Below are 21,687 nucleotides of genomic sequence, written 5' to 3'. Positions count from 1 at the left end.
TATTATTTTTGTAAAAACGAAGCGTATCCGTTTACTGATCGCTTCTTTAAATAAAGTTGTTTCTAAAAATAAGAAATAAGTTAAATGTCCCAAGATAACGAACCTCAAGACCAACAACCCTTAGAAGAGAATACTAACCAAGAGGTAATTACTAAAATTACCGGAATGTATAAAGATTGGTTCTTAGACTATGCTTCTTATGTGATTTTAGAACGTGCCGTTCCTGCTATTGAAGATGGCTTTAAACCCGTACATCGTAGGATCATGCAATCCATGAAAGATTTAGATGATGGACGGTACAACAAAGTAGCCAACATCGTTGGGCATACTATGCAGTATCACCCGCATGGGGATGCCAGTATTGGAGATGCCATGGTTCAAGTAGGGCAAAAAGAACTCTTAATAGATACCCAAGGAAACTGGGGGAATATTCTTACCGGAGATAGTGCTGCGGCTCCTAGGTACATAGAAGCAAGGCTTTCTAAATTTGCCTTGGAAGTACTTTACAGTCCTAAAGTGACCGAGTGGCAAGCTTCTTATGATGGACGAAGAAAAGAACCGATTAATTTACCGGTTAAGTTTCCGTTACTTTTGAATCAAGGAGCTGAAGGAATTGCCGTTGGCTTGAGTACAAAAATTTTACCTCATAATTTTAATGAACTTATCGATGCTTCCGTCAATCATTTAAAAGGAAAGCGTTTTAAAATCTATCCAGATTTTCCTACGGCCGGTGAGATGGATATCAGTAATTATAATGATGGCTTAAGAGGAGGGAAAGTTCGTGTTCGTGCGAAAATTAACCAACAAGATAAAAATACCCTAGTCATTACTGAAATTCCTTACAGTACGACTACTTCAACTTTAATAGAATCCATTATTAAGGCCAATGAAAAGGGAAAAATAAAGATCAAACATATAGAAGATAATACGGCAGAACATGTCGAAATTTTAATTCATCTTCCCAATAATATTTCTCCAGATAAAACCATTGATGCGCTATTTGCATTTACCAATTGCGAAATTTCCATTTCGCCCTTGTGTTGTGTGATTATAGATCATAAACCGCACTTTATTGGAGTTTCAGAAATACTTCGCTTAAGCACAGACCATACTGTCGAGTTACTTAAAAAAGAACTGGAGATAAAGTATGATGAATTACAAGAACAATGGCATTTTGCTTCCCTTGAAAGAATTTTCATTGAAAAAAGAATTTATCGGGAAATTGAAGAAGAAGAAACTTGGGATGGCGTCATAAGAGCCATCGATGAAGGTTTAAAACCTCATATTGCTCATTTAAAAAGAGCCGTAAACGAAGAAGATATAACGCGACTCACCGAAATACGTATTAAACGAATTTCTAAATTCGATTTAGATAAAGCCCAACAAAAAATTGAAGCTTTAGAAGATGAAATAACACAAGTTCAATACAACTTAGATCACCTTATTGAATTTTCTATCTCCTATTTTGAAAAACTAAAGAAAGATTACGGGGGAGGACGCGAGCGTAAAACAGAAATTCGCCTATTTGAAGATATAGAAGCTACCAAAGTAGTGATTAGAAATACCAAGCTCTATGTGAATAGAAAAGAAGGCTTTGTGGGTACTTCTCTAAAAAAGGACGAATATGTGACCGATTGTAGCGATATAGACGATATTATCTGCTTTATGGAAGATGGAACGATGATGGTCACCAAAGTAGATACCAAAGCTTTTGTGGGTAAGAATATAATTCACGTAGCCGTTTTTAAGAAAAAAGATAAACGTACCATTTACAATATGATTTATAAAGATGGAGGTAAAGGTACTACGTATATAAAACGTTTTGCCGTAACTTCTATCACTCGAGATAAAATCTACGATGTAGCTAAAGGAAGATCGGGGAGCAAAGTCTTCTATTTTTCTGCAAATCCGAATGGAGAAGCCGAAAAAGTAACCGTTTACCTAAGGCAAGTAGGCAGTATTAAAAAATTGAAATTTGAAGTAGATTTTGCAGACCAATTAATTAAAGGACGTGGAGCTAAAGGTAACATTGTCACTAAGCATCCTGTGAAGAAAGTAGAACTGAAAGAAGAAGGGGTTTCTACCTTAAAGCCTAGAAAAATTTGGTTTGATGAAGTCGTAAAAAGGCTAAATGTGGAAGGACGAGGAGATTTACTTGGTTCCTTTAAAGGAGAAGATAGATTGTTGTTGGTGACCCAAAATGGAATTATAAAAACCATTATACCAGAACTCACTACCCGATTTGATGAAGCTTATATATTGATGGAGAAGTGGGATCCTAACCGACCCATTACCGCTGTGTATTGGGAAGGGGAGCGTGAACGTTATTACGTAAAACGCTTTTTGGTTGAAAATAAAGAGAAGGAAGAAAGCATTATTACCGATCACGAAAAATCTCAATTAGAATTGGTTTCTACCGATGAAATTCCAGTGTTGGAAATTATTTACCGTAAACAACGAAATAAGGAACAACGTCCTAATGAAGAATTAAACCTAGAAGAATTTATTTCCGTGAAAGGAATAAAAGCAATGGGGAACCAATTAACCACAGAAAAAGTAACTCAGCTGAACTTACTGGATCCTATTGTGCCTGAAATTGACGATAATGAAGAAGAGGAAGAAGCTGATAATGAAGAAACCTCTACTCAGGAAGAAAACCATAACACTTCTGAAGAAAATAAAAATTCTGAAAATCAGGGATCTTTATTCGATTAAAATTTATGGGAAAGTTTTTTAAAGAATTTAAGGAGTTTGCGATCAAAGGCAATATGATTGATATTGCCGTTGGGGTAATTATTGGAGCAGCATTTAATAAGGTTATCGATACCTTGGTGAAGAAAATTATCATGCCGCCCATTTCCTTGCTGACCGATGATTTTAATTTTGAAAACAAAAAATTCGTTCTTCGGGAAGCCGTTGTAGATAACGAAAAGGTAATTAAAGAAGAAGTGTTTATTGGGTATGGTGAATTAATTACGGTTTTAATAAATTTCTTTATTATCGCTTGGTGCGTGTTTTTAATCGTCAAACTTTTTAACCGATTAAGAAATAATGCAGAAGATACCAAGAATAAAAAAGTAACTACCCCAAAAGATATCGAGCTGTTAAACGATTTAAAAGAGATTATGCAAGAGCAAAATGAATTGCTAAAGAAACAAACCAAACAATAATCAGCTCAATTTCATAAAAAGTTACTGCTCAATTTTTTTGTCTAGATCATCACTTTTCACCATAGGAGAAGAATTTTTCTTCATTTTTAAATTTAGAAATTCTACCAATAAAGAAAAAGCAATCGCAAAATAAAGATAACCTTTGGGGATGGCCCCAATCTCCTGCTGGAACACCACTGCATCAGAAAGGTGAGCTGCTTCAGTAATGAGCATAAACCCAATTAAGATTAAAAAGGAAAGCGCCAATAATTGCATAGAAGGGTTTTCATGAATAAATTCCCGAATTTTATTGGCAAATGCCATCATAATCAAAATAGAAATCACCACAGCAATAATCATAAGGATTAAAGAATGTTCTGGTTTAGAGCCAATTCCGTTAGTCATTCCCACGGCTGTTAAAATAGAATCTATCGAGAAAATAAAATCGATAACTACAATTTGTAAAATCGCTTTCGAAAGAGAATTAATGGTCTTTTTCTTGGCATTTTCCTCTTCGTGTTCCGGCATGTCTATTTTTTCGTGAATCTCACTGGTACTTTTGTAAAGTAAAAATAAACCTCCCGCAAACAAAATAATCGCTTGGCCACTTATTCCAAAACTAATCCAAGAGGTTTCAACGTGATAAAAAGCCTCTTTTAGTCCTACTAGATAAGAAACCAAAAACAACAAAATAATCCGCTGTACCATTGCTAAAAGAAGTCCTAGATTAGTGGCTTTCTTTTGTTGCTCTTTAGGCAGTTTATTAGCGGTAATAGAGATAAAGACAATATTGTCTATCCCTAACACAATTTCCAGAAAGGTAAGCGTAAGCAGAGCTACCCAAGCATCTGGAGAGGAAAATATTTCAAACATCAATCAATTTTTTTAGCCGTTCCTTTTTTCTTTTTATCCTCACCAACCACAGAATATTCAAATGTATACGTATCTCCTTTAGTAGTTAGGATTTTCATATGCAGAGGCTTTTCTTCGGCCATATTTTTAGGATTCATATTTTTTAAAATGTATTCGCAATCATTAATCCATCGTATAGAAGAAGAATCAACTTTATTATTAAAATAATCTACTTCTATCGAATCGTTTCTCACGAACGTAGTTTTTACGATTTCTCCATCGAGATAAGTTTCAAATTCAAACCTTCCGGTTCTAAATTTTTCACAATTTCTTTCAGGCTGAAAACAACTCACTAAAGATAATAGGAGAAAGGCAATCGGCAATTTTTTCATAGTAAAATTTTCTACTTCAAAAATAGCTATTGCAGTTAATTTTCGAAAGCTTCAAATGAGCCATCTTCATAAAAAATTACAATTTTATGAATTTTCTTTTTTCCGGTAGCAGGAAGATTTTTTTCAGGAATAGATTTTTCTTCACGAGCAGTCGAGGGGAAAAAGCTTGTCTGTAAAGATTCTTGATTGGAAGACTGTGGTTGTTTTTCAGGAATTGGAGTAGTGGCTTCTTCTTCACTTTTTGGAAATATTCCTTTTCCATTTAAAAGCCAATACAGTTCTACTTCGGGAAATTTTTCGATGATTTTCATCACAAAATCCAGACTGGGTTTATTTCTTCCAGATAAAATATGAGAGATAGAAGAGCGCCCCACATTAATTTTATCGGCAAAAGCAGCGGCAGATAAATCATAAAAATTCATCACTTTTTCCAATCGTTTAGAAAACTCCTTACTGTTTACCATTGTGAACAAAATTGCTTTTGGTTATATGTTACAAATGTAAATAAGTAATTCCTAATAAGCAAATACAATCTATTTAAGTTGTATTTATACTAAAGTTTAGGTTTAGGTGAAACATTTTAAATAACTAAAATTGATGTATTTAAGTTTTTTAAATTAGAGGATTGGAGTTTTTCCCATAAATAGATCAGCTAGATATTCTATAGTGTTTACAAAATTAAATTATAAGGGGTATTTTTTTGTTTACAATTGTAAAATATAGAATGTTTACTTTTGTAAACTATGAGAGCAACGTATTTATTAGAGCACTATAGAGCATTTAAAGTTGAAGAGATAAAAGGACGTTACCTTTCTTATCCCAACTTAGTGACTTACCTAAAAAACCTTCCCGCATACATGCGATTAACTACCGAAGGAACTTCTGTATGGGGAGAAAATATTTATTCTATTGAATTTGGAAATGGTCCAAAAAAGATTTTGATGTGGTCCCAGATGCATGGGAATGAATCGACCACGACAAAAGCGGTGTTAGACTTATTGGAATTTATAGTTACCGATCAAAATGATGATTTTAAAAATTCGGTGATGGAATTGTGTACCCTAAAAATAATTCCGGTTTTAAATCCAGACGGACTTATTAATTACACCCGTGTAAATGCCAAAGAGGTAGACTTAAATAGGGACGCTTCCAATTTAACGCAACCCGAAAGCAAAATCTTGCGAAGGGTTTTTGAGGAGTTTGAGCCGGAATATGGGTTTAACTTACATGATCAGCGAACTATTTTTAGTGCAGGAAAGCAAAATAAGCCAGCTACGGTTTCTTTTTTAGCGCCGGCCTATAATGAAGCTAGGGAAGTAAATGAAACCCGTAAAAAAGCAATGCAAGTGATTGTAGGGATGAATGAGTATTTACAGACAGTTATTCCTAACCAAATTGGGAGGTATGATGATGGTTTTAATTTAAATTGTGTGGGAGACTATTTTCAAAGTAGGGGAACGAGTACCATTTTATTTGAGGCCGGACATTTTCCTGAAGATTACGATAGGGAAGAAACCAGAAAATATATTTTCTTGGCTTTATATTCAGCATTAACAGAAATTATCTCTTCCGACTATCGAAATAAAGAGATAGAAGGGTATCAAGAAATACCGGAGAATGAAAAGTTATATTATGATATCATTATTAAAAATGCAGAAGTAAATGGAGCGGTAAAAGATGTTGCTATACAGTATGAAGAAAGCTTGCGGAATAATCGATTACATTGGTTGCCTAAGGTTCAAGGAGTTGGGGATTTTACGAATTTCTTTGCTCATAAAACCGTAAATGCTAAAAATAAGATTTTACGAATAAATGGTGTTAAAAACTTCGAAAACGAAACTTATATTGAAGAAATCAGCTTAAATAATGAGATTTTTTCAATGAAATTAACAAATTCTTAAACCTGAAATTGGGTTGGTGAATAATTTTGTTTTACTTTTGTCGTTTGAATTAGACGAATTACAATAAAATTTCAAAATGGCAAGATTTAGATTAGACGAAGTAGATCATCAGATTCTGGATATCTTAATAGATAATACCAGAACTCCTTTTACAGATATCGCTAAAAAACTGAGCATATCTGCAGGGACAGTACACGTAAGGGTGAAAAAAATGGAGGAAGCGGGAATTATCATCGGTTCTTCTTTAACCTTAGATTACAAAAAATTAGGCTATGCATTTATTGCATATGTAGGCGTGTATTTAAATAAGACCTCGCAAACAAAATTTGTGTTGGAACGTATAAACGAAATACCTTACATTACGGTAGCGCACGTGACTACCGGTAAATTTAACGTATTCTGTAAAGTTAGGGCAAGAAATACAGAACACGCTAAACAAGTGATCTTTCAATTAGATGATATTGAAGGCGTTTACCGCACAGAAACAATGATTTCTATGGAAGAAAGCTTAAACGATAAAAAACGTTTAATGCATTCTATCTTTAATGATATGTAATTAAGAATAGAATTCTTATAAAAAAAAGGAGCTAAATTATTTAGCTCCTTTTTTTGTTAAACCTTCCAATTTTCCAATTGGTAAGCACTATTCCAAAACATAAACTCTAGTCGGCTAGCGGTCTTAAAAGCTTCTGTCATTTTTAATCGCTGTGTTTCAGTGCAGTTTTCAGCAACGGAGTCGCAAATTCCTTTTGCTTTTATGACCAAGGTTCTAAATTCTTCACCTGCATAAGTAGCTATCCATTTTTGATAGGGATTCGCTACTGCTGATTGATTTTTATAGATATAGTCACCCACTTCTTGATAAATCCAAAAGCAAGGCAAAACTGCCGCCATAGCAACCTCTACTTGATCTAAAGCAGCACAACTTTTTAAGAAATTAATATAATGATGCGTGGTGGGTTCAATGATACCACGGTTTTCTAAACCAAATTCTTGAAAATAAGAATCATGCAAAGCTTTTTCTACCACGATAGCTCCTTCGGCAAAACGAATAAAATCTAAGGCGTGATCTACACGTTCTGCTTTTGCACCAATGAGTGCTAAGCTTCGTGCAAAATTCTCTAAGTAAAACGAATCTTGTCCCATATAAAATTGAAATTTTTCAAGAGGAAGTGTTCCGTTTTGAAGTTCCTTAATAAAAGGCATTTCAATAATTTTTTGATAAATGGGTTCAATAGTTTTCCAAGTCTTATCGGTCCATTTCATTTTTGATGAGTTTTTGTGGATTAAAAAAGTGATTTACCGGTCCGTTGCCTTTACCTATTTTTACATTTTTCCCGTGGTAAATAGCTTGATGAATGTATTCTTGTCCTAAACTTACCGCTGCTAACAAACTTTTTCCTTGTGCCAGGTAGGAAGCAATAGCAGATGAAAGCGTACAACCCGACCCGTGTGTGTTATTGGTTTTATATTTAGGAAATTCAAAACTTTTCATACTTCCGTCCGGTAAAAAATAGAGCGAGGTAAGTTGTTGCGTTTTTAAATGTCCGCCTTTTAATAAAACCGATTGGCAACCCAGCTGCATAATCTTTTTACCGGCAATTTTCATTTCTTCTACCGTTTCAATTTTCATATTGGCTAAAATTTCGGCTTCATCAAGATTTGGCGTAATTACATTGGCGATAGGGAATAATTCCTGAACAATAGTTTGTATGGTTTCTTCTTCAATTAATTGATCACCGCTGGTGGCGACCATGACCGGATCAAAAACTACGGGAAGCTTAGGGTAGGGACTCAATTTTTCAACTATTGTTTTAACCAATGCTGACGTATGTACCATCCCTATTTTTACGGCGTCGGGAAAAATATCTTCCAAGATGGTTTCGAGTTGTTCTTCAACTACTTTTTCAGGAATACTGAAAATAGATTTTACACCTGTGGTGTTTTGTACCGGTAAGGCGGTTAGGGCAGAAGTGGCATAGCAGCCTAAAGCTGAAATAGTTTTCATATCGGCTTGAATACCGGCACCACCGCTTCCATCAAAACCTGCAATCGTTACTACAGACGGATAGGTATATGTTTTAGAATTCATTATTTTTCAATTTCGTTTCTTAATTGTTCTGCTGCTTTTGCTGGATCTTTGGCTGCGCAAATGGCAGAAACTACGGCGATACAATTGGCACCGGCCTGGATAACTTCAGCTGCATTTTTTGCATTCATATGCCCAATAGCCACCAGCGGTTGATGGGTTAAAGAACGTATTTTGGCAACTCCCGATAATCCCCATTCAATAATGGTATCGGTTTTAGTTTCTGTTTTAAATACAGGACTTATGCCTAAATAGTCGGCGGTTTTGCTTTCTAAAGAATCTAGTTGTTTTAAATCTTCTATAGAATACCCTAAACAGCTTACATCTTGCCAAGTTTTTCGGATTTGGGTGGGGGATATATCTGATGTACCCACATGAATGCCGCTAGCTTCGACTTTCTGAGCTACTTCTAAATTATCATTAATAATGAGCGGTACTTGGTAACGGTCTAAAATTTCTTTTAGTTGAAATGCTTTTTGCTGAAATTCTTCTGTAGTAGTGTTTTTCTCTCGAAGCTGAACCAAATCTACGCCGCCTTTTACCGCTTGCTCAGCAACTTTCAAAAAGTGGTGGTGCAAACAGGCTTCTTCAGAAATGACCAAGTATAGTCGATATGGAAATGAATTAACCACGTTTCATTTCAATTTTTAGAGTCGACGTAAATTCAGCTTCCGTCATATTATGCAGTTTATCTAAAATGTTTAGTTGTAAACTTCCGGGTCCCTTGCTTTCTTTTGCAGCTAATTCTCCTGCTACTCCAAGTAAAGCCATTGCAGAAGTTACGGCTTCAGCTTTATCTTTGATAATCGCTGAAAAAGCGGCAACCAAAGCTGTTGCAGAACAGCCCATTCCTGTGATTTTTGCCATTAAAGGATTTCCGTTAGAAAGGTGAATCTCTTTTTCGTGATTAATAATAATATCGGTTTCTCCGGATATACAGACGGTAGTTGGATAATTTTCAATTAAAAACTTAGCGGCAGCAACAGCTTCATTACTTTCGGCTGAACTATCAACACCTTTGGTGGGCGTAGTATTGTGCTTGGCCAAGGCCATGATTTCTGATGCATTTCCGCGAATAATAGTAGGTTTCAGCTTTAATAAATCGGCTAAGACCTCATCTCGATAGGGAGTTGCTCCGGCTCCCACAGGGTCGAGCACCCAAGGCTTTTGGAGTTGGTTGGCTTGTGTGGCAGCTTTTTTCATGGAAGTTACCCAGTATTCATCTAAGGTCCCAATATTCACGACCAAGGCTTGGCAAATATTCATCATAGCTTCCATTTCAGGATGTGCATGTGCCATAATAGGGGAGGCTCCTGCCGAAAGTAGAGCGTTTGCTGTATTGTTCATCACTACATAATTGGTAATGTTATGAACGAGTGGCGATTGTTCTCGAAGTCGTGTGATATTTTTCCAAAGGAGATCTTTCATCATTTAAGTTTTTAAAATTTATAAATGGCTGAAGGACGAATTCCTCTAGAATAAGAAGAAACAAAAATTCAACTTTTCCCTACGCCGGTGCTAACCGAATCAGGTTCAAAGGGACTCTCTCAATTCTTTTCAGAATACCCCTAAAGCCATTTCAAAGGTAAAGATAATCTGAGAAAATGGCAGCGTTTTTCTTTGTAAATTCTAGGAGAACTTGGAAAGAGATCAAAATCATTGGATACAAAAAAAGAGCGTGAAATTGATCACGCTCTTTTATTTAAATAAAAATATTTTGTTTAAAATTTAAACCCTAAGATGAAAATTACACGGTTACCATCATTACTATGGTAAAAACCTAAATTACCGGTAAAGGCTTGAAAACCGTTAACAAAAACAGAACCTCCGTAACTATTGTGCCATCTTTCAGAATCTTCGTCATCAATCCAAACACGGCCATAATCAAAACCGGCAGTTACTCCCATTCTAATAGGGATAAAATTTGTTTTAAACTTGGTTAATCCAACCCTCAAATCTGATGTTTGATAGAAGGCGTACTTTCCGTTGAAACGTTCGTACCTAAATCCTCTTAGGCTTGTATTCCCGCCAATAGTTGCTCCGTGATAAAATTCATATTCATCACCAAAAATAGCTTTACCACTTATTTTGGTGGCTAATACCGCCAATCCACTTTCATGTAGAGGATAATCAACAGAAATGGTAGGCTCTACATAGGCAAATTTATTATTGTAGTCATCAATATTGGTTTTATACCCGGTTACCAGTTTAAATTCCATTCCTCGACGGATAAAGGCTAATTGCCCCGGTTTGTTTTTATACTGAAAGCCAATTTCTGCTCCGGCGTATAATTGATTTTCGAAGAGATCGTTATTTTCATTAAAAAGTAAACCTGTCACTTCGTTAGCTTCATATTCTACCTCATACGATTCAATAGAAGGTTTAAAATAAAAGTTATAGCCTAAATTATTTCTCCAAATTAAGGATGGGGCTAGACTCCATTGACTTACACCTACGCGGTTAAAATCCATCGTGACCGCATCATCGTTATAATCGGTTTTGTTACCATAACCAAAAAAGTTAATGGCATAGGTGGGGCTGGTAAATCTTGCATCGATCCCTAAATTCCAATTATAAAAAACATTGGCAAATTCTCCATAATAATCAAAAGAAAAACCATTGGTGGCTGCATAATACCTAGCATCAAAAGTATGTTGCGCTTTAAACGGATTATTGGTTAGGCCATATTTTGTATACGTATCTTTAACGCCCACTTGAAATCCGGCATCAGGATCAAAAGCTATACTGGGTAATAGTACATTCTGGTCATATTTTCTTTTATCGGGGTCGTAGGTATTGATTTCGTAAGAATCTACTAACCATTTTTTACCGGCATTTTTAATGGTATTGTCTTTAGACTTATAATCGTATAGTTTGGTTTTTCTAGAATTCTCAAAATCATATATATCATTTTCTTCTCCTCCTAGAATATTCAGCCTAATGTAATTACTTCCGTTACCTTCAACCTTAAATTCATCATCACCATCTAATCCGTATATCCAAATCTCTTTGGTTTCATCTTTGGTATATTCTTCATCAAACACCAATTCATCATCTTCATTGATAATTTGAATTTGAGTAATACCATTATCTTTTCTGGTGATTAAAAATTGATCGTCATCTTCTGTACCAATTACAGTTTCAAACTTTTTTTGATACGTATAATAGCGTTTAGCAATATCGACAATATTAGCTCTTCTAGCTTTTAGGTCTTTTTTAATCTGCTCAATGCTTTCATCTTGTACATCATCAGGTAATGCTGCAAAGGCAGCATCGATTTTACTATCGGTGAGGTTGTTTTGAATGTACTCTGCCTGTTCTTTCCATTCTTCCCAAGTAGCACCGTTAATAAAGGCTTTGTCTAAAACATAGCCATCACGGTTTAACCATTTAACGCTTTTTATATCGGGACCATAACTTTGCATTGGTCTAAAATCTGGTACGCCAAATTTTAATAAAGAAACTGCTACACCATCATATTTTGAAAATGCCTGATCACGGTCTCTTGGAATAGCTTTATATATTTTTTTATCATCATCTTGTTTAAATTCAGCCCATCGCCATTGGTCATTGTGACGATCCCAATCTCCTAAAAGCATATCCATAATTCGAGCTCTAATAAAAACACTTTCATCAATTTGAATGTCTTTAGACTCTCTTTGCTCTAATAGCATATCTGCAGTACTTAAAATATCATCTGCATCGCCAAAATCTTCAAAACTTTTGTTTTCATCGCCAACGTGTTCTTCTAACATATAAAGTTTATCGCCGTAGTCTTCGTTATAAATTCCTAAATTTTCTTGCTTCGGAACATAGTATAATTTTGGGTTCGCATGATAAATATCGATAGCTTGTAATAAATCGTTAACCGCAAAAGGAGCGTAGGGGTGAGCTGTGGTATAAAAATCTGAAACCAAATCTTCTGCAATGGTTTCTTTCATATAGTCACGTACATAATGATTTTTAATAAAAGATTGAAGAAAACGTAAGGCACTTTTTCTCACTTCACGTAGCGTATATTCGTGATCGTCGTCCCCTTTAATTCTCAATGATCTAGATTGGTGACCTCCACCTTCACGGATAGCTTTCGGATTTCCAGGAAGGGTATCTATAAAAAGAACCGGAGCTTCAATTTCCCGACTATAAACATCTCGGTAATGATCGCCCCAAAACCATTTGTATAATCCACTTTTATTGGTTTCCTCTTTGGTATAAACAGAAGCTTTGTAAGTATCACCAAATTCATTTTTAGAATGATAGCTTACTTCATCTATAGAAATGCGTTCCCTTTTAATTTGATGTTCTCCTATTTTTTGTGAATTTCCATTAGCAACGCTATAAAACTCTACTTTAGAACTACCATCTTTAAAAACGGTAAGCTTTGCATAACCAACATCGGTTGAAGCAATATGATCGTCTTTATCTTTTTTAACCTTTTGGGTATTGGTAACGGCAGTACCGCTAATAATTTGCGGAATACCATCATCCTCTAAATATTGTAAATTTTTATCGTGACCCGATACAAAAATGACATCTTCAAATTGACTGGCTAGGGTTTCCATTCTTCCGGCTAGTTCTTGACGTTCTACGCCATAATAAGCCTGAGAGTTAAAACCTCCCAATTTATCGAAAAAACCAAGTTTGGAGGAAGACATAATAGGGTGGTGTACTACCACTATTACGGTTTTACCCTGCGCATCTTTTATATCGTCTTTAAATTCTATAAAGAATTGTTCACGGGTTTTAATATCACATTTATTGTTGATGTACGGATGCCTATCCCAATCTTCTAAAAACCATTCAGAATCCACCATAATCAATTCAACCTCATCACTTAAAGTTTCATTTTCACTGGCACAACCATCATCCGGCCAAAAGTCTGAATTGCTATTATCTTGTAAGAAAGACTCCATATCGTCGATATTTTCATGCCCTTCTTTATTCCATTCGTTTACGCCGGGACCAAAAATTAAATTTCCATTAAAATCTGCTAAAGGATTTAACAATTCCTCTTGAAGATATTCCTTTATTTCCTGTCGTTTTTTTTCTTTATCCTCTGGAGGGAAACCACCTTTAGGGGTTAAATTACCGATGAGCACAAACGAAGCATTTTTTGCTTCTTGAGAAGCTTTCGTAATAGCCTTTAATACTTCCTTAGAAGCAGAATTTTTCTTGAAGCCTGTATTTGCAGTAAAAAATAAGGTTTTAGACACTTCTTTATTCTTATCTGATTGTGCAGCAGCAGAAAAAAAAGAACCTATTAAACCAACTATAATTAGTGATTTTAAACTTAGTAGTTTTTTCATATAAATTAAAATGACGTTTGTTTTAACGTTTCAATTTTCAAAAAAATTCCGAAAGAATTTTTAATTTTAACGCATTATAACATTTGCTAAAAATTTATTTAGAAAGTATTTGGAGTTTGCAAATAGGAAATCCTTTTTTTACAAAAAAATCTATTATTTATTCTTTTCGGAAATAAAATCAAATTTTAGACGTTTTTTAAAGAACTAGCTATTAAAAACCGCTAGTGGTCAATTAAGGAAAACCGTAAAGTTGTTCTTTTATAAATTCCCTATTTTTGGGATAAACAAATGCAAAATCTATAAGAAAGAAAGGCTACTCATATGAAAATTCATGTATTCTTGGTAACATCTGCAGAAAAATGCTAAGAAGTTTTAAACAAATACGTGGGGTAATTTGTTTGAGGGTAGTCTTTCGATTTTAAAATTTAACTAAATTTCAACATTTTACTTTTCTCTAACATCTTTCTACGATCTATATTGGTGAGCTAGAAGTAAAACAATCTGTGAACCAAGAAAAACCAACCCATAAGACCAAAAAACGTTTAAAAAAAACGTTTAAAATTATAGCAAGAATTATTCTTGTACTTCTCATTATTTTTATTTTGTTAGTGTTGTTTGTGAGAAGTCCGTGGGGACAAAATATTATTGTAAATAAGCTCACTAATTACGTTTCTAATAAAACCAATACTACTGTAACTATAGATAGATTGTTTATCACCTTTTCTGGTGATATTGCATTAGAAGGATTATACTTAGACGATAAAAAAGGCGATACGCTTATTTATTCACAATCTTTACAAGCAGATATTCCCATTTGGCCGTTAGTAAAAGGCAATGCATTTAGCATAGATAATTTGGAGTGGAAAGGCTTAAAAGCCAATATCATCAGGAAAGATTCTGTTGCCGGATTTAATTATCAGTTTTTAATTGATGCCTTAGCGAGTAGTGATACCACTCAAACCCAACCACAAAATTCAAAACCGATGGAAATTTCGATTGGTGATCTTAATTTATCAGAATTTGAGGTGGTTTATAAAGATGCGGTAACCGGAATTGATGCAGATGTGAAATTAGGGGAGTTGTTTTACAGCGGAGAAAACTTTGATTTGCAAGAGATGAATTTTGAAGCCGCAGAATTGCGATTAGAAAATACCCAAGCAAAGATTGTTCAAACTAAAATAACGGTTTCTGAAGATACTACCAGTACTACTTTACCACGATTTAAAGTTGATGAATTTACGTTGAAAAATGTACAAGCCAGTTTTCAATCAATTCCACAGCAGATGGAGATGAGCGGAGACTTTCAGTATTTTTATGCAGAAATGCCACAGCTGAATTTACAAGGTCAGGAAATTGAGTTCAATACCATTAATTTAGAAAATTCACTGGTCGAACTACAATTACCGGAACCGGAAACTACTTCTTCAGAAAGTTCAACAGAAAATCGCCAAGAGTTAAGCGTGGAAGAGCTTTGGCCCGATTGGAAGATAAATGTTTCATCGCTTAATTTGGTGAACAATCAGCTTCTTTATCAGCAAGGAAATCACAAGCCTCTTACCCATCAATTTGACCCGAAGAATATTCAGCTTTCCCATTTCAATTTGAAGGCAGAAAACCTTCAGCTTTCTAAAGAAGTTTCAGCGAAACTTAACATTACTGAATTTAACTTTAAGGAAAACGTAAGTAATTTTCAGCTAGACGAATTAACCTTTGAAGCCGATTTATCTTCGCAGAAATTCAGCTTCAGCAATCTCCAATTAACTACCGGAGAGAGTCAGTTAGCAGGAAATGTTACTGCTAATTATTCAAGTTTAGAAGAAGCGCTTCAGCATTATGAAAGCGTTCAAATTTCGGCCGATGTAAATTCCATTTATTTACAAATGAGTGATGTGATCAAATTTAATCCGGCACTCCGTCAAAATAAATATATCGCTCAATTACAACAAAAGCCTATTACCGGAAGTGTTTCTGCTAGAGGAACGGTAGAAAACCTTCAGTTAAACAACTTCCGCTTAAATTGGGGAAATACCACTAAAATTAGAACGCATGGTAAGTTGGTTTCTGTTACTGATCCAGAAAAACTGCAACTCGATTTACAACAAATCAATATTGTTTCTACCAAACAAGATTTAACCCAGTTTGTAAAGGAGAAAGAGTTAGGTATTTCATTGCCCAAAGAGCTACAACTTACGGGGAATTTAAAAGGAAGTTTGGATGAGCTTTCTGCCGATATGGTTTTACAAATGCCGGAAGGGAGAATAGAAGTGGTGGGGGATTATAAGAATACCAATCAGCTTGCTTTTGATGCTCAATTAAAAACCGTGGAATTAGATTTAGGAAAATTGTTACAAAATGAAAGTTTAGGAAAAATTTCAGCAGAAATCAATACCAAAGGTAGTGGAAGTACTATAAATACCTTAGATGCCGAATTAAATTCTAAATTTTCAAGGCTCACTTATAACGATTACGATTTATCAGGTATACAACTTTCCGGTCAACTCACAAATGGTCAAGGTGATGTAAAAGCTTCTTTTAAAGATAATAATATCAATTTAAATGTAGATGCGTTTGTAAAGTTAGACAGCATTGCTCCCGAAGCCGATTTTAATGTGAATCTACAGGGAATAGATCTTTATGCACTTGGATTTACCAAAAAAGATATTCGTGGGAAGTTGATCTTGGATGGGACTTACAAAGGAGGGAAAGATGCGTTTACCGTAGATGCTCATGTAGATGAAGTGGTTGCGGTTTATGATAACGAACCCTATTATGTGGGCGATTTAGCCATACATACCAGAATTGCACAAGATAGCACGGCATTTACGATAGATGGTGGGTTTTTAAATGCAAAATTACATTCTAACGCCAATCCCGCACAATTTTTAAAAGCTTTACAACGGCATGCGGTTCATTATTTTAAAAAGCCGGAAGCTCGGGACAGTTTACAAAAACCGGTGAATTTATATTTTGAAACTAATATTACTGATCGTCCTATTATTTCTGAAGTTTTTGTAGATGGGATTGAAGAAATGGATAGCATCCATATAAAAATGGATTTTAACGAAGAAAAAGAAGAGTTGACAGCAGATTTTAATTTACCATATATTAAATACAAAGAAAACACACTGGATAGCCTTCAACTAAAACTGAAATCTACCGAGAAAGATGCTGATTTTACCTTTGGTTTTTCAGGAATAGAAGCCGGACCTTTGGCCATTGAAAAAACTTATTTTGAAGGTCATTTAACACGAGATACACTTCGATTGGACTTTAATTCAGATAAAGACCAGACAGAACTGTATCATATTTCAAGTATGCTAACGAGTAAGGATGGTAAAATTCAATTTTCCATTGATCCTGAAAATTTAATATTGAATAGAAATCCATGGCAAGCTCCAAGTGATAATTATGTGGTTTTTGAAGATAAAACACTGGTATTTAATAATTTTTCGTTTAATAGGAATCATCAGCAAATTAGCTTTCACAACAATTTTGACGTTGAAGGAGAACATTATGGAGCCGAAATTAAAGATTTTAAACTCTCTACATTACTAGGTTATTTTAATCCAGATGAATATTTATCTTCTGGAATTGTTCAAGGGAACTTTATTCTTGTTAATCCATTTGAAGATTTGGGGATGATTGCCGATTTGAGCATTGAAGATTTAAAAGTGATTGAAGTTGCTTTAGGTAAATTAAGCATTGACGCAAAATCTAAAGGTGGAGGCAACTATGATTTTAACCTAGATTTACAAGGGGAAGAAGTCAACCTGGCTTTAAAAGGTGATTATGTGGCTAATGAAACCGCTGCCAATTTAGACTTGAATTTAGATTTACAAAAACTCGGTTTACCATTAATTCAGCAATTTATTCCAAATGAATTAAAAGAATCAAAGGGTAATTTAAGCGGTCAAGTAAAGATTAAGGGGACCACCCTTAACCCGGAATATTCAGGAGAATTCAAATTTAACAATACACAATTTGTGGTGAGTAAATTAAATTCAGAATTTTCGATAGCTGAAGAAAGTATTCAAATCGATAATGATGGAATTAATTTTTCTAAATTCTCCATTTTAGATGCCAATAATAATGAGTTTGTAGTAAAAGGAACTATTTCAACAAAAGAAAGTATGGTAGATCCTGCTTTCGATTTGCAAATTAATGCCAATGATTTTCAAGCCTTAAATTCAACCGAAGAAGATAACGATTTATACTACGGGAAAGCCATTTTTGATGTAGATGCTACGCTGGGAGGGAAGTTAAGTTTCCCAAAATTGGAGGTAGATTTAACGGTAAATAAAAACACCAATGTTACCTATGTAGTACCTCCTTCACAAATAGGGATGACGGAGCGTGATGGCGTGGTGATTTTTGTAAATAAAGAAAATCCTGATGCTATTCTCACCAGAACTGATCGGGAAGATACTTCGGCCATTTTAACAGGAGTTGAATTAAATGCCGATTTATCGATAGAACCCGGTGCGACCGTGAACGTCATTTTAAACGAACGTACCGGCGATAATTTAAAATTGGTAGGAGAGGGAGATCTACGTTTTAATATAGAACGAAACGGAAGAACCACACTTACCGGAAGGTATAAGGTAAATGATGGCCATTATGAAATGAACCTGTACAATTTGGTGAAGCGTAAATTTGCTATTGCTGAAGGAAGTACGATTACTTGGACAGGTGATCCTATGAATGCCGATTTAGATGTACGTGCGATTTATAAGGTTGAGACTTCGGCTTTATCCTTAATGTCAAGTCAAATTTCTGGGGCTTCGGCTGGAGATGCCGGGCCTTATCGACAAAAACTTGAATTTTTAGTTTATCTAAATGTCGATGGAGAATTAATGCGACCGCGTCTGAATTTTGGACTGGATATGCCAGAGGATGAGCAGGGAGCTATAGGCGGAACGGTTTACGGCCGTATAAGACAGCTGAACCAACAAGAAAACCAATTGAACAAACAGGTATTTTCTTTATTGGTATTGAACCGTTTTTATCCTGAACAAGGTGCTGATGGAAGCCAAGGAGGAGCGGCTACCGTTGCTAGAGATAATTTAACGCAGGCGCTTTCCGATCAGTTAAATGTATTTTCAGATCGTTTAACCGGAAAGACGGGAATCGAGTTAAGTTTTGGTATAAATAGTTATACTGATTATCAAGGAAATTCACCACAAAACCGTACCGATGTAAATGTTAACGCCCGAAAAAAATTGTTTAATGACCGTTTGGTGGTGCAGGCAGGAAGTGAAATTGGGGTTCAAGGGGAAAATCGTCCCGGGGAAACCAATCCTGTAATTGGAAATGTGAGTATAGAATATTTATTAACTGAAGATGGCAGGTGGCGAATTCGTGGATTTAGAAAAAATCAGTACCAAAACATTATTGACGGGCAAGTTTTTGTAAATGGAGTGGCTTTAATTTTTATGCGGGAGTTTAATAAATTCAACGAATTATTTAAAAAGACCGCTACAGAATTGGCTCAAGAACAAAAACAAGAAGAAAAAGAAAAAGAGAAAGAAAAGAAAGAAGCAGCAAATGCTGCCAATAAAGAAGCTGTTGAAGAAGAAAACTAAATGAAACCCATTTTAAAAAAACCAAACCATTCCTTAATTCTGCTACTATTATTGTTGGCTGGATATTCTTGTAGCGTGAAGAAGTTTATCCCGGAAGATGAATATTTGTACCGCGGTGCCAAAATGAAGTTTATCGATACCAGTCTTCAAAAAAACTATAAAGAAATAAAAGCAGAAACGCAAGCAGTTTTGTATCCCGAGCCTAATTCAAAGTTTTTAGGAATGTATCCCGGCTTGTATTTTTATTACAAAGCCCAACGGAAAAATCCAGGATTCCTCAATAAATTTTTCAATAAAAAAATAGGAGAGGAGCCGGTTTATTTTTCTGATGTTGATCTTTCAGAAACCGAAGAGTTAATCAATAACCGATTAGAGAACCGGGGTTTTTTCTATAACCTTATAGAATCTAATTCTACCATAGATTCTTCCGCAAAAACAGCGAAAGCCAATTACAAAGTCACTTTAAGAAAGCCTTATGTCCTTGAAACTTATCAATTGGAGGAAGACAGTTTAAGTAGTATGGATAGTTTACGGTTAATAGACCAATTAAAAAAAGTAGTTTACGATGAAAATTCAATCATCGAAAAAGGGATGCGTTTTGATTTGGCTAATTTTAAATCAGAACGTGAACGGATTGATAATTATTTAAAAGAAGAAGGTTATTATAACTTCAATGGTAATTTTTTACTTTTTGAAGCAGATACAAATGCCTATGACAATAGAAAATTTGATTTGTATTTAAGGTTAAAAGATAATGTTCCCGATAAATCGAAAGTTCCCTATATCCTTGATGATGTAGATGTTTACCCCAATGAATCGGTAGAGACGCAAAAAAAAGAGAAAGATACCGTTACTTTAGATAGTTTAGATTTTATACAAGCAGAAGAATTTTTTAAGCCGAAACGTTTATCTCCTTATATTCTTTTAAAACCGGGACAACGCTATAATCCAACACTTTCTAAATATACCAGTCGCAGGTTATCGTCTATTGGAACCTACAAGTTTGTGAATATTCGATATAAAGAAAAAGACAGCACGGTAGATGAAAATGGATATCGGCATTTAGAGGCGATTATAGAGCTTTCCCCTTTACGGAAAAGATCGATTCGTGCCGAATTACAAGCTGTTACCAAATCTAATAATTTTGCCGGTCCGGGATTAGGCTTAACCTATACGAACAGAAATTGGTTTAGTGGTGGAGAACAGCTAAATATTCGCGGAAATGTAGCTTACGAAAAGCAATTTTCTTCCGGGCAACAAGCCGGTTTAAGCAGTTTACAATTAGGATTAGAAACTTCAGTAAGGTTCCCAAGGCTTTTATTTCCTATTGTAGATGTGAACAAACGATTTAAGTATAGCATTCCACAGACTGAAATTAAACTGGGACTAGATTATTTAAATAGAAGTCAGCTGTATAGTTTAAACTCTTACAACACTTCCTTTGGATATATCTGGAAAGCCAATCGTTATGTTACTCATCAATTAAACCCGATTAACATTAACTATGTAAAATTGGGAAATACAACCGATGAGTTTGAGACGATCTTGGAAGATAATCCATTTTTGAGAAGAAGTTTCGATCAGCAGTTTATTGCCGGGCTTACGTATGGTTTTACGTATAATGAATTGGTGGATAATCAACGAAAAGGAGCTTTGTATTTCAACTTTAATTTTGATATCGCCGGAAATACCGTCAGCTTATTGGATAATAAAGGCACCGATGATAAGGGGAATGAAGTAAATAAATTTTTGGGATTGCAGTATGCGCAATATGCCAAAGGTGATGTTGATATACGTTACCATTATAAGTTAGACAATAAAGGGCAAGTCTTAGTAGGAAGATTATTTGGAGGATTGGGATATTCTTACGGAAATTCAGAATCTTTACCTTTTGTAAAACAATATTTTTCCGGTGGTCCTTATAGTGTTCGTGCTTTTAGGATTCGAGGTTTAGGCCCCGGGAATTACCAACCAGAAAATGAAAGTAATTATGATGCTTATTTTGATAGAGCAGGAGACATCCGTTTAGAAGCTAATTTAGAATATAGATTTCCGTTATTTAATTATGTGAATGGCGCTATTTTTACCGATGCCGGTAATGTTTGGTTATTACGGGAAAATGATGCCCTACCGGGAGGTAAATTTACTTCTAGCTTTCTTAACGAATTAGGTATTGGAAGCGGAGTGGGCGTTAGGGTAGATATCCAAGGATTTGTCATTCGTTTTGATTTGGCTTCTCCTCTAAAAAGACCATCAAAGTCTTGGAAGTTTGAATACGATTCCCCTAAATTGAATTTTGCAATTGGTTATCCTTTTTAAGTGATTTTTCTTGAAGTGTACCGAAAATAAAATTCGTTAGTGCGGTTAATTTTGTGCAGTGAAACGAAGTAAAATTGTATCAAGAACCAAATTTTCA

The 21,687-nt window shown here is 35.0% G+C and carries 14 protein-coding genes and 1 riboswitch; of the genes, 6 read left to right on the top strand and 8 right to left on the bottom strand.

Features of this window, described 5'->3' with window-relative positions; translation table 11 throughout:
• Nucleotides 1-84: 84 nt before the first annotated feature.
• Both FVB9532_RS17875 and mscL read left to right on the top strand, forming a co-directional pair.
• Nucleotides 85-2,715 carry a DNA gyrase/topoisomerase IV subunit A gene (locus tag FVB9532_RS17875; protein ID WP_150546549.1) on the top strand — a complete coding sequence of 877 codons (2,631 nt, stop codon included), beginning with the start codon at nt 85-87 and terminating at the stop codon, nt 2,713-2,715.
• Between the two features lie 5 nt (nt 2,716-2,720).
• Nucleotides 2,721-3,170, top strand: coding sequence for a large conductance mechanosensitive channel protein MscL (mscL, locus tag FVB9532_RS17870; RefSeq protein ID WP_150546548.1), 450 nt, complete (start codon nt 2,721-2,723; stop codon nt 3,168-3,170).
• Nucleotides 3,171-3,191: 21 nt separating this feature from the next.
• Here the strand turns inward: mscL and FVB9532_RS17865 are convergent, their stop codons facing one another.
• Genes FVB9532_RS17865 through FVB9532_RS17855 form a run of 3 tightly spaced genes read right to left on the bottom strand, consistent with a single transcriptional unit; the run spans nt 3,192 to nt 4,857 of the window.
• Nucleotides 3,192-4,022, bottom strand: coding sequence for a TerC family protein (locus tag FVB9532_RS17865; RefSeq protein WP_150546547.1), 831 nt, complete (start codon nt 4,020-4,022; stop codon nt 3,192-3,194).
• Nucleotides 4,022-4,393: a DNA topoisomerase IV gene (locus FVB9532_RS17860; protein WP_150546546.1), complete on the bottom strand. Its 372-nt coding sequence runs from the start codon at nt 4,391-4,393 to the stop codon at nt 4,022-4,024. The genes FVB9532_RS17865 and FVB9532_RS17860 overlap by 1 nt, the downstream gene beginning before the upstream one ends.
• 35 nt (nt 4,394-4,428) lie before the next feature.
• Entirely contained in the window at nt 4,429-4,857 is a 429-nt protein-coding gene (locus FVB9532_RS17855; protein ID WP_150546545.1) for a helix-turn-helix domain-containing protein, read from the bottom strand.
• Nucleotides 4,858-5,136: 279 nt separating this feature from the next.
• On the opposite strand from FVB9532_RS17855, the gene FVB9532_RS17850 reads away from it, so the two are divergent.
• On the top strand, nt 5,137-6,294 hold the full coding sequence (locus FVB9532_RS17850) for a M14 family metallopeptidase (RefSeq protein WP_150546544.1): 1,158 nt from the start codon (nt 5,137-5,139) through the stop codon (nt 6,292-6,294).
• 76 nt (nt 6,295-6,370) lie between these two features.
• Nucleotides 6,371-6,850 (top strand): Lrp/AsnC family transcriptional regulator, encoded by a 480-nt coding sequence (locus FVB9532_RS17845; protein WP_150546543.1) that lies wholly within the window; start codon nt 6,371-6,373, stop codon nt 6,848-6,850.
• A gap of 56 nt (nt 6,851-6,906) precedes the next feature.
• Here the strand turns inward: FVB9532_RS17845 and tenA are convergent, their stop codons facing one another.
• The 5 genes from tenA to FVB9532_RS17820 form a co-directional block, all read right to left on the bottom strand.
• Nucleotides 6,907-7,560: a thiaminase II gene (gene tenA, locus FVB9532_RS17840; protein WP_150546542.1), complete on the bottom strand. Its 654-nt coding sequence runs from the start codon at nt 7,558-7,560 to the stop codon at nt 6,907-6,909.
• Nucleotides 7,544-8,386 (bottom strand): bifunctional hydroxymethylpyrimidine kinase/phosphomethylpyrimidine kinase, encoded by an 843-nt coding sequence (gene thiD / locus FVB9532_RS17835; protein WP_150546541.1) that lies wholly within the window; start codon nt 8,384-8,386, stop codon nt 7,544-7,546. Before thiD ends, tenA begins: the two co-directional genes overlap by 17 nt.
• Nucleotides 8,386-9,015 carry a thiamine phosphate synthase gene (gene thiE / locus FVB9532_RS17830; protein ID WP_150546540.1) on the bottom strand — a complete coding sequence of 210 codons (630 nt, stop codon included), beginning with the start codon at nt 9,013-9,015 and terminating at the stop codon, nt 8,386-8,388. Before thiE ends, thiD begins: the two co-directional genes overlap by 1 nt.
• Nucleotides 9,008-9,811, bottom strand: a complete 804-nt coding sequence (thiM, locus tag FVB9532_RS17825) for a hydroxyethylthiazole kinase (RefSeq protein ID WP_150546539.1) — start codon at nt 9,809-9,811, stop codon at nt 9,008-9,010. Before thiM ends, thiE begins: the two co-directional genes overlap by 8 nt.
• 59 nt (nt 9,812-9,870) lie before the next feature.
• Nucleotides 9,871-9,963: riboswitch (TPP riboswitch) on the bottom strand.
• Nucleotides 9,964-10,104: 141 nt separating this feature from the next.
• A complete protein-coding gene (locus FVB9532_RS17820; protein ID WP_150546538.1) occupies nt 10,105-13,689 on the bottom strand; it encodes a bifunctional metallophosphoesterase/BamA family protein in 3,585 nt (1,194 codons plus the stop codon).
• A 503-nt stretch (nt 13,690-14,192) separates the two neighbouring features.
• On the opposite strand from FVB9532_RS17820, the gene FVB9532_RS17815 reads away from it, so the two are divergent.
• Nucleotides 14,193-19,271: a translocation/assembly module TamB domain-containing protein gene (locus FVB9532_RS17815; protein ID WP_150546537.1), complete on the top strand. Its 5,079-nt coding sequence runs from the start codon at nt 14,193-14,195 to the stop codon at nt 19,269-19,271.
• Entirely contained in the window at nt 19,272-21,590 is a 2,319-nt protein-coding gene (gene tamL / locus FVB9532_RS17810) for a translocation and assembly module lipoprotein TamL (RefSeq protein WP_150546536.1), read from the top strand. It begins immediately after the preceding gene.
• Nucleotides 21,591-21,687 lie beyond the last annotated feature (97 nt).

It is taken from the genome of Mesonia oceanica, assembly GCF_902499555.1.
In the GTDB taxonomy this organism is placed as follows: Bacteria; Bacteroidota; Bacteroidia; order Flavobacteriales; family Flavobacteriaceae; genus Mesonia; species Mesonia oceanica.
This window is presented reverse-complemented; position numbering and strand designations above follow the sequence as displayed.

Bases quoted from the DNA above. Each gene is read 5' to 3' on its own strand.
- tamL (WP_150546536.1), top strand. From the start codon at position 19,272: ATGAAACCCATTTTAAAAAAACCAAACCATTCCTTAATTCTGCTACTA.
- thiM (WP_150546539.1), bottom strand. From the start codon at position 9,811: ATGAAAGATCTCCTTTGGAAAAATATCACACGACTTCGAGAACAATCG.
- thiD (WP_150546541.1), bottom strand. From the start codon at position 8,386: ATGAATTCTAAAACATATACCTATCCGTCTGTAGTAACGATTGCAGGT.
- mscL (WP_150546548.1), top strand. From the start codon at position 2,721: ATGGGAAAGTTTTTTAAAGAATTTAAGGAGTTTGCGATCAAAGGCAAT.
- FVB9532_RS17845 (WP_150546543.1), top strand. From the start codon at position 6,371: ATGGCAAGATTTAGATTAGACGAAGTAGATCATCAGATTCTGGATATC.
- FVB9532_RS17855 (WP_150546545.1), bottom strand. From the start codon at position 4,857: ATGGTAAACAGTAAGGAGTTTTCTAAACGATTGGAAAAAGTGATGAAT.
- tenA (WP_150546542.1), bottom strand. From the start codon at position 7,560: ATGAAATGGACCGATAAGACTTGGAAAACTATTGAACCCATTTATCAA.
- FVB9532_RS17860 (WP_150546546.1), bottom strand. From the start codon at position 4,393: ATGAAAAAATTGCCGATTGCCTTTCTCCTATTATCTTTAGTGAGTTGT.
- FVB9532_RS17850 (WP_150546544.1), top strand. From the start codon at position 5,137: ATGAGAGCAACGTATTTATTAGAGCACTATAGAGCATTTAAAGTTGAA.
- FVB9532_RS17820 (WP_150546538.1), bottom strand. From the start codon at position 13,689: ATGAAAAAACTACTAAGTTTAAAATCACTAATTATAGTTGGTTTAATA.
- FVB9532_RS17875 (WP_150546549.1), top strand. From the start codon at position 85: ATGTCCCAAGATAACGAACCTCAAGACCAACAACCCTTAGAAGAGAAT.
- FVB9532_RS17865 (WP_150546547.1), bottom strand. From the start codon at position 4,022: ATGTTTGAAATATTTTCCTCTCCAGATGCTTGGGTAGCTCTGCTTACG.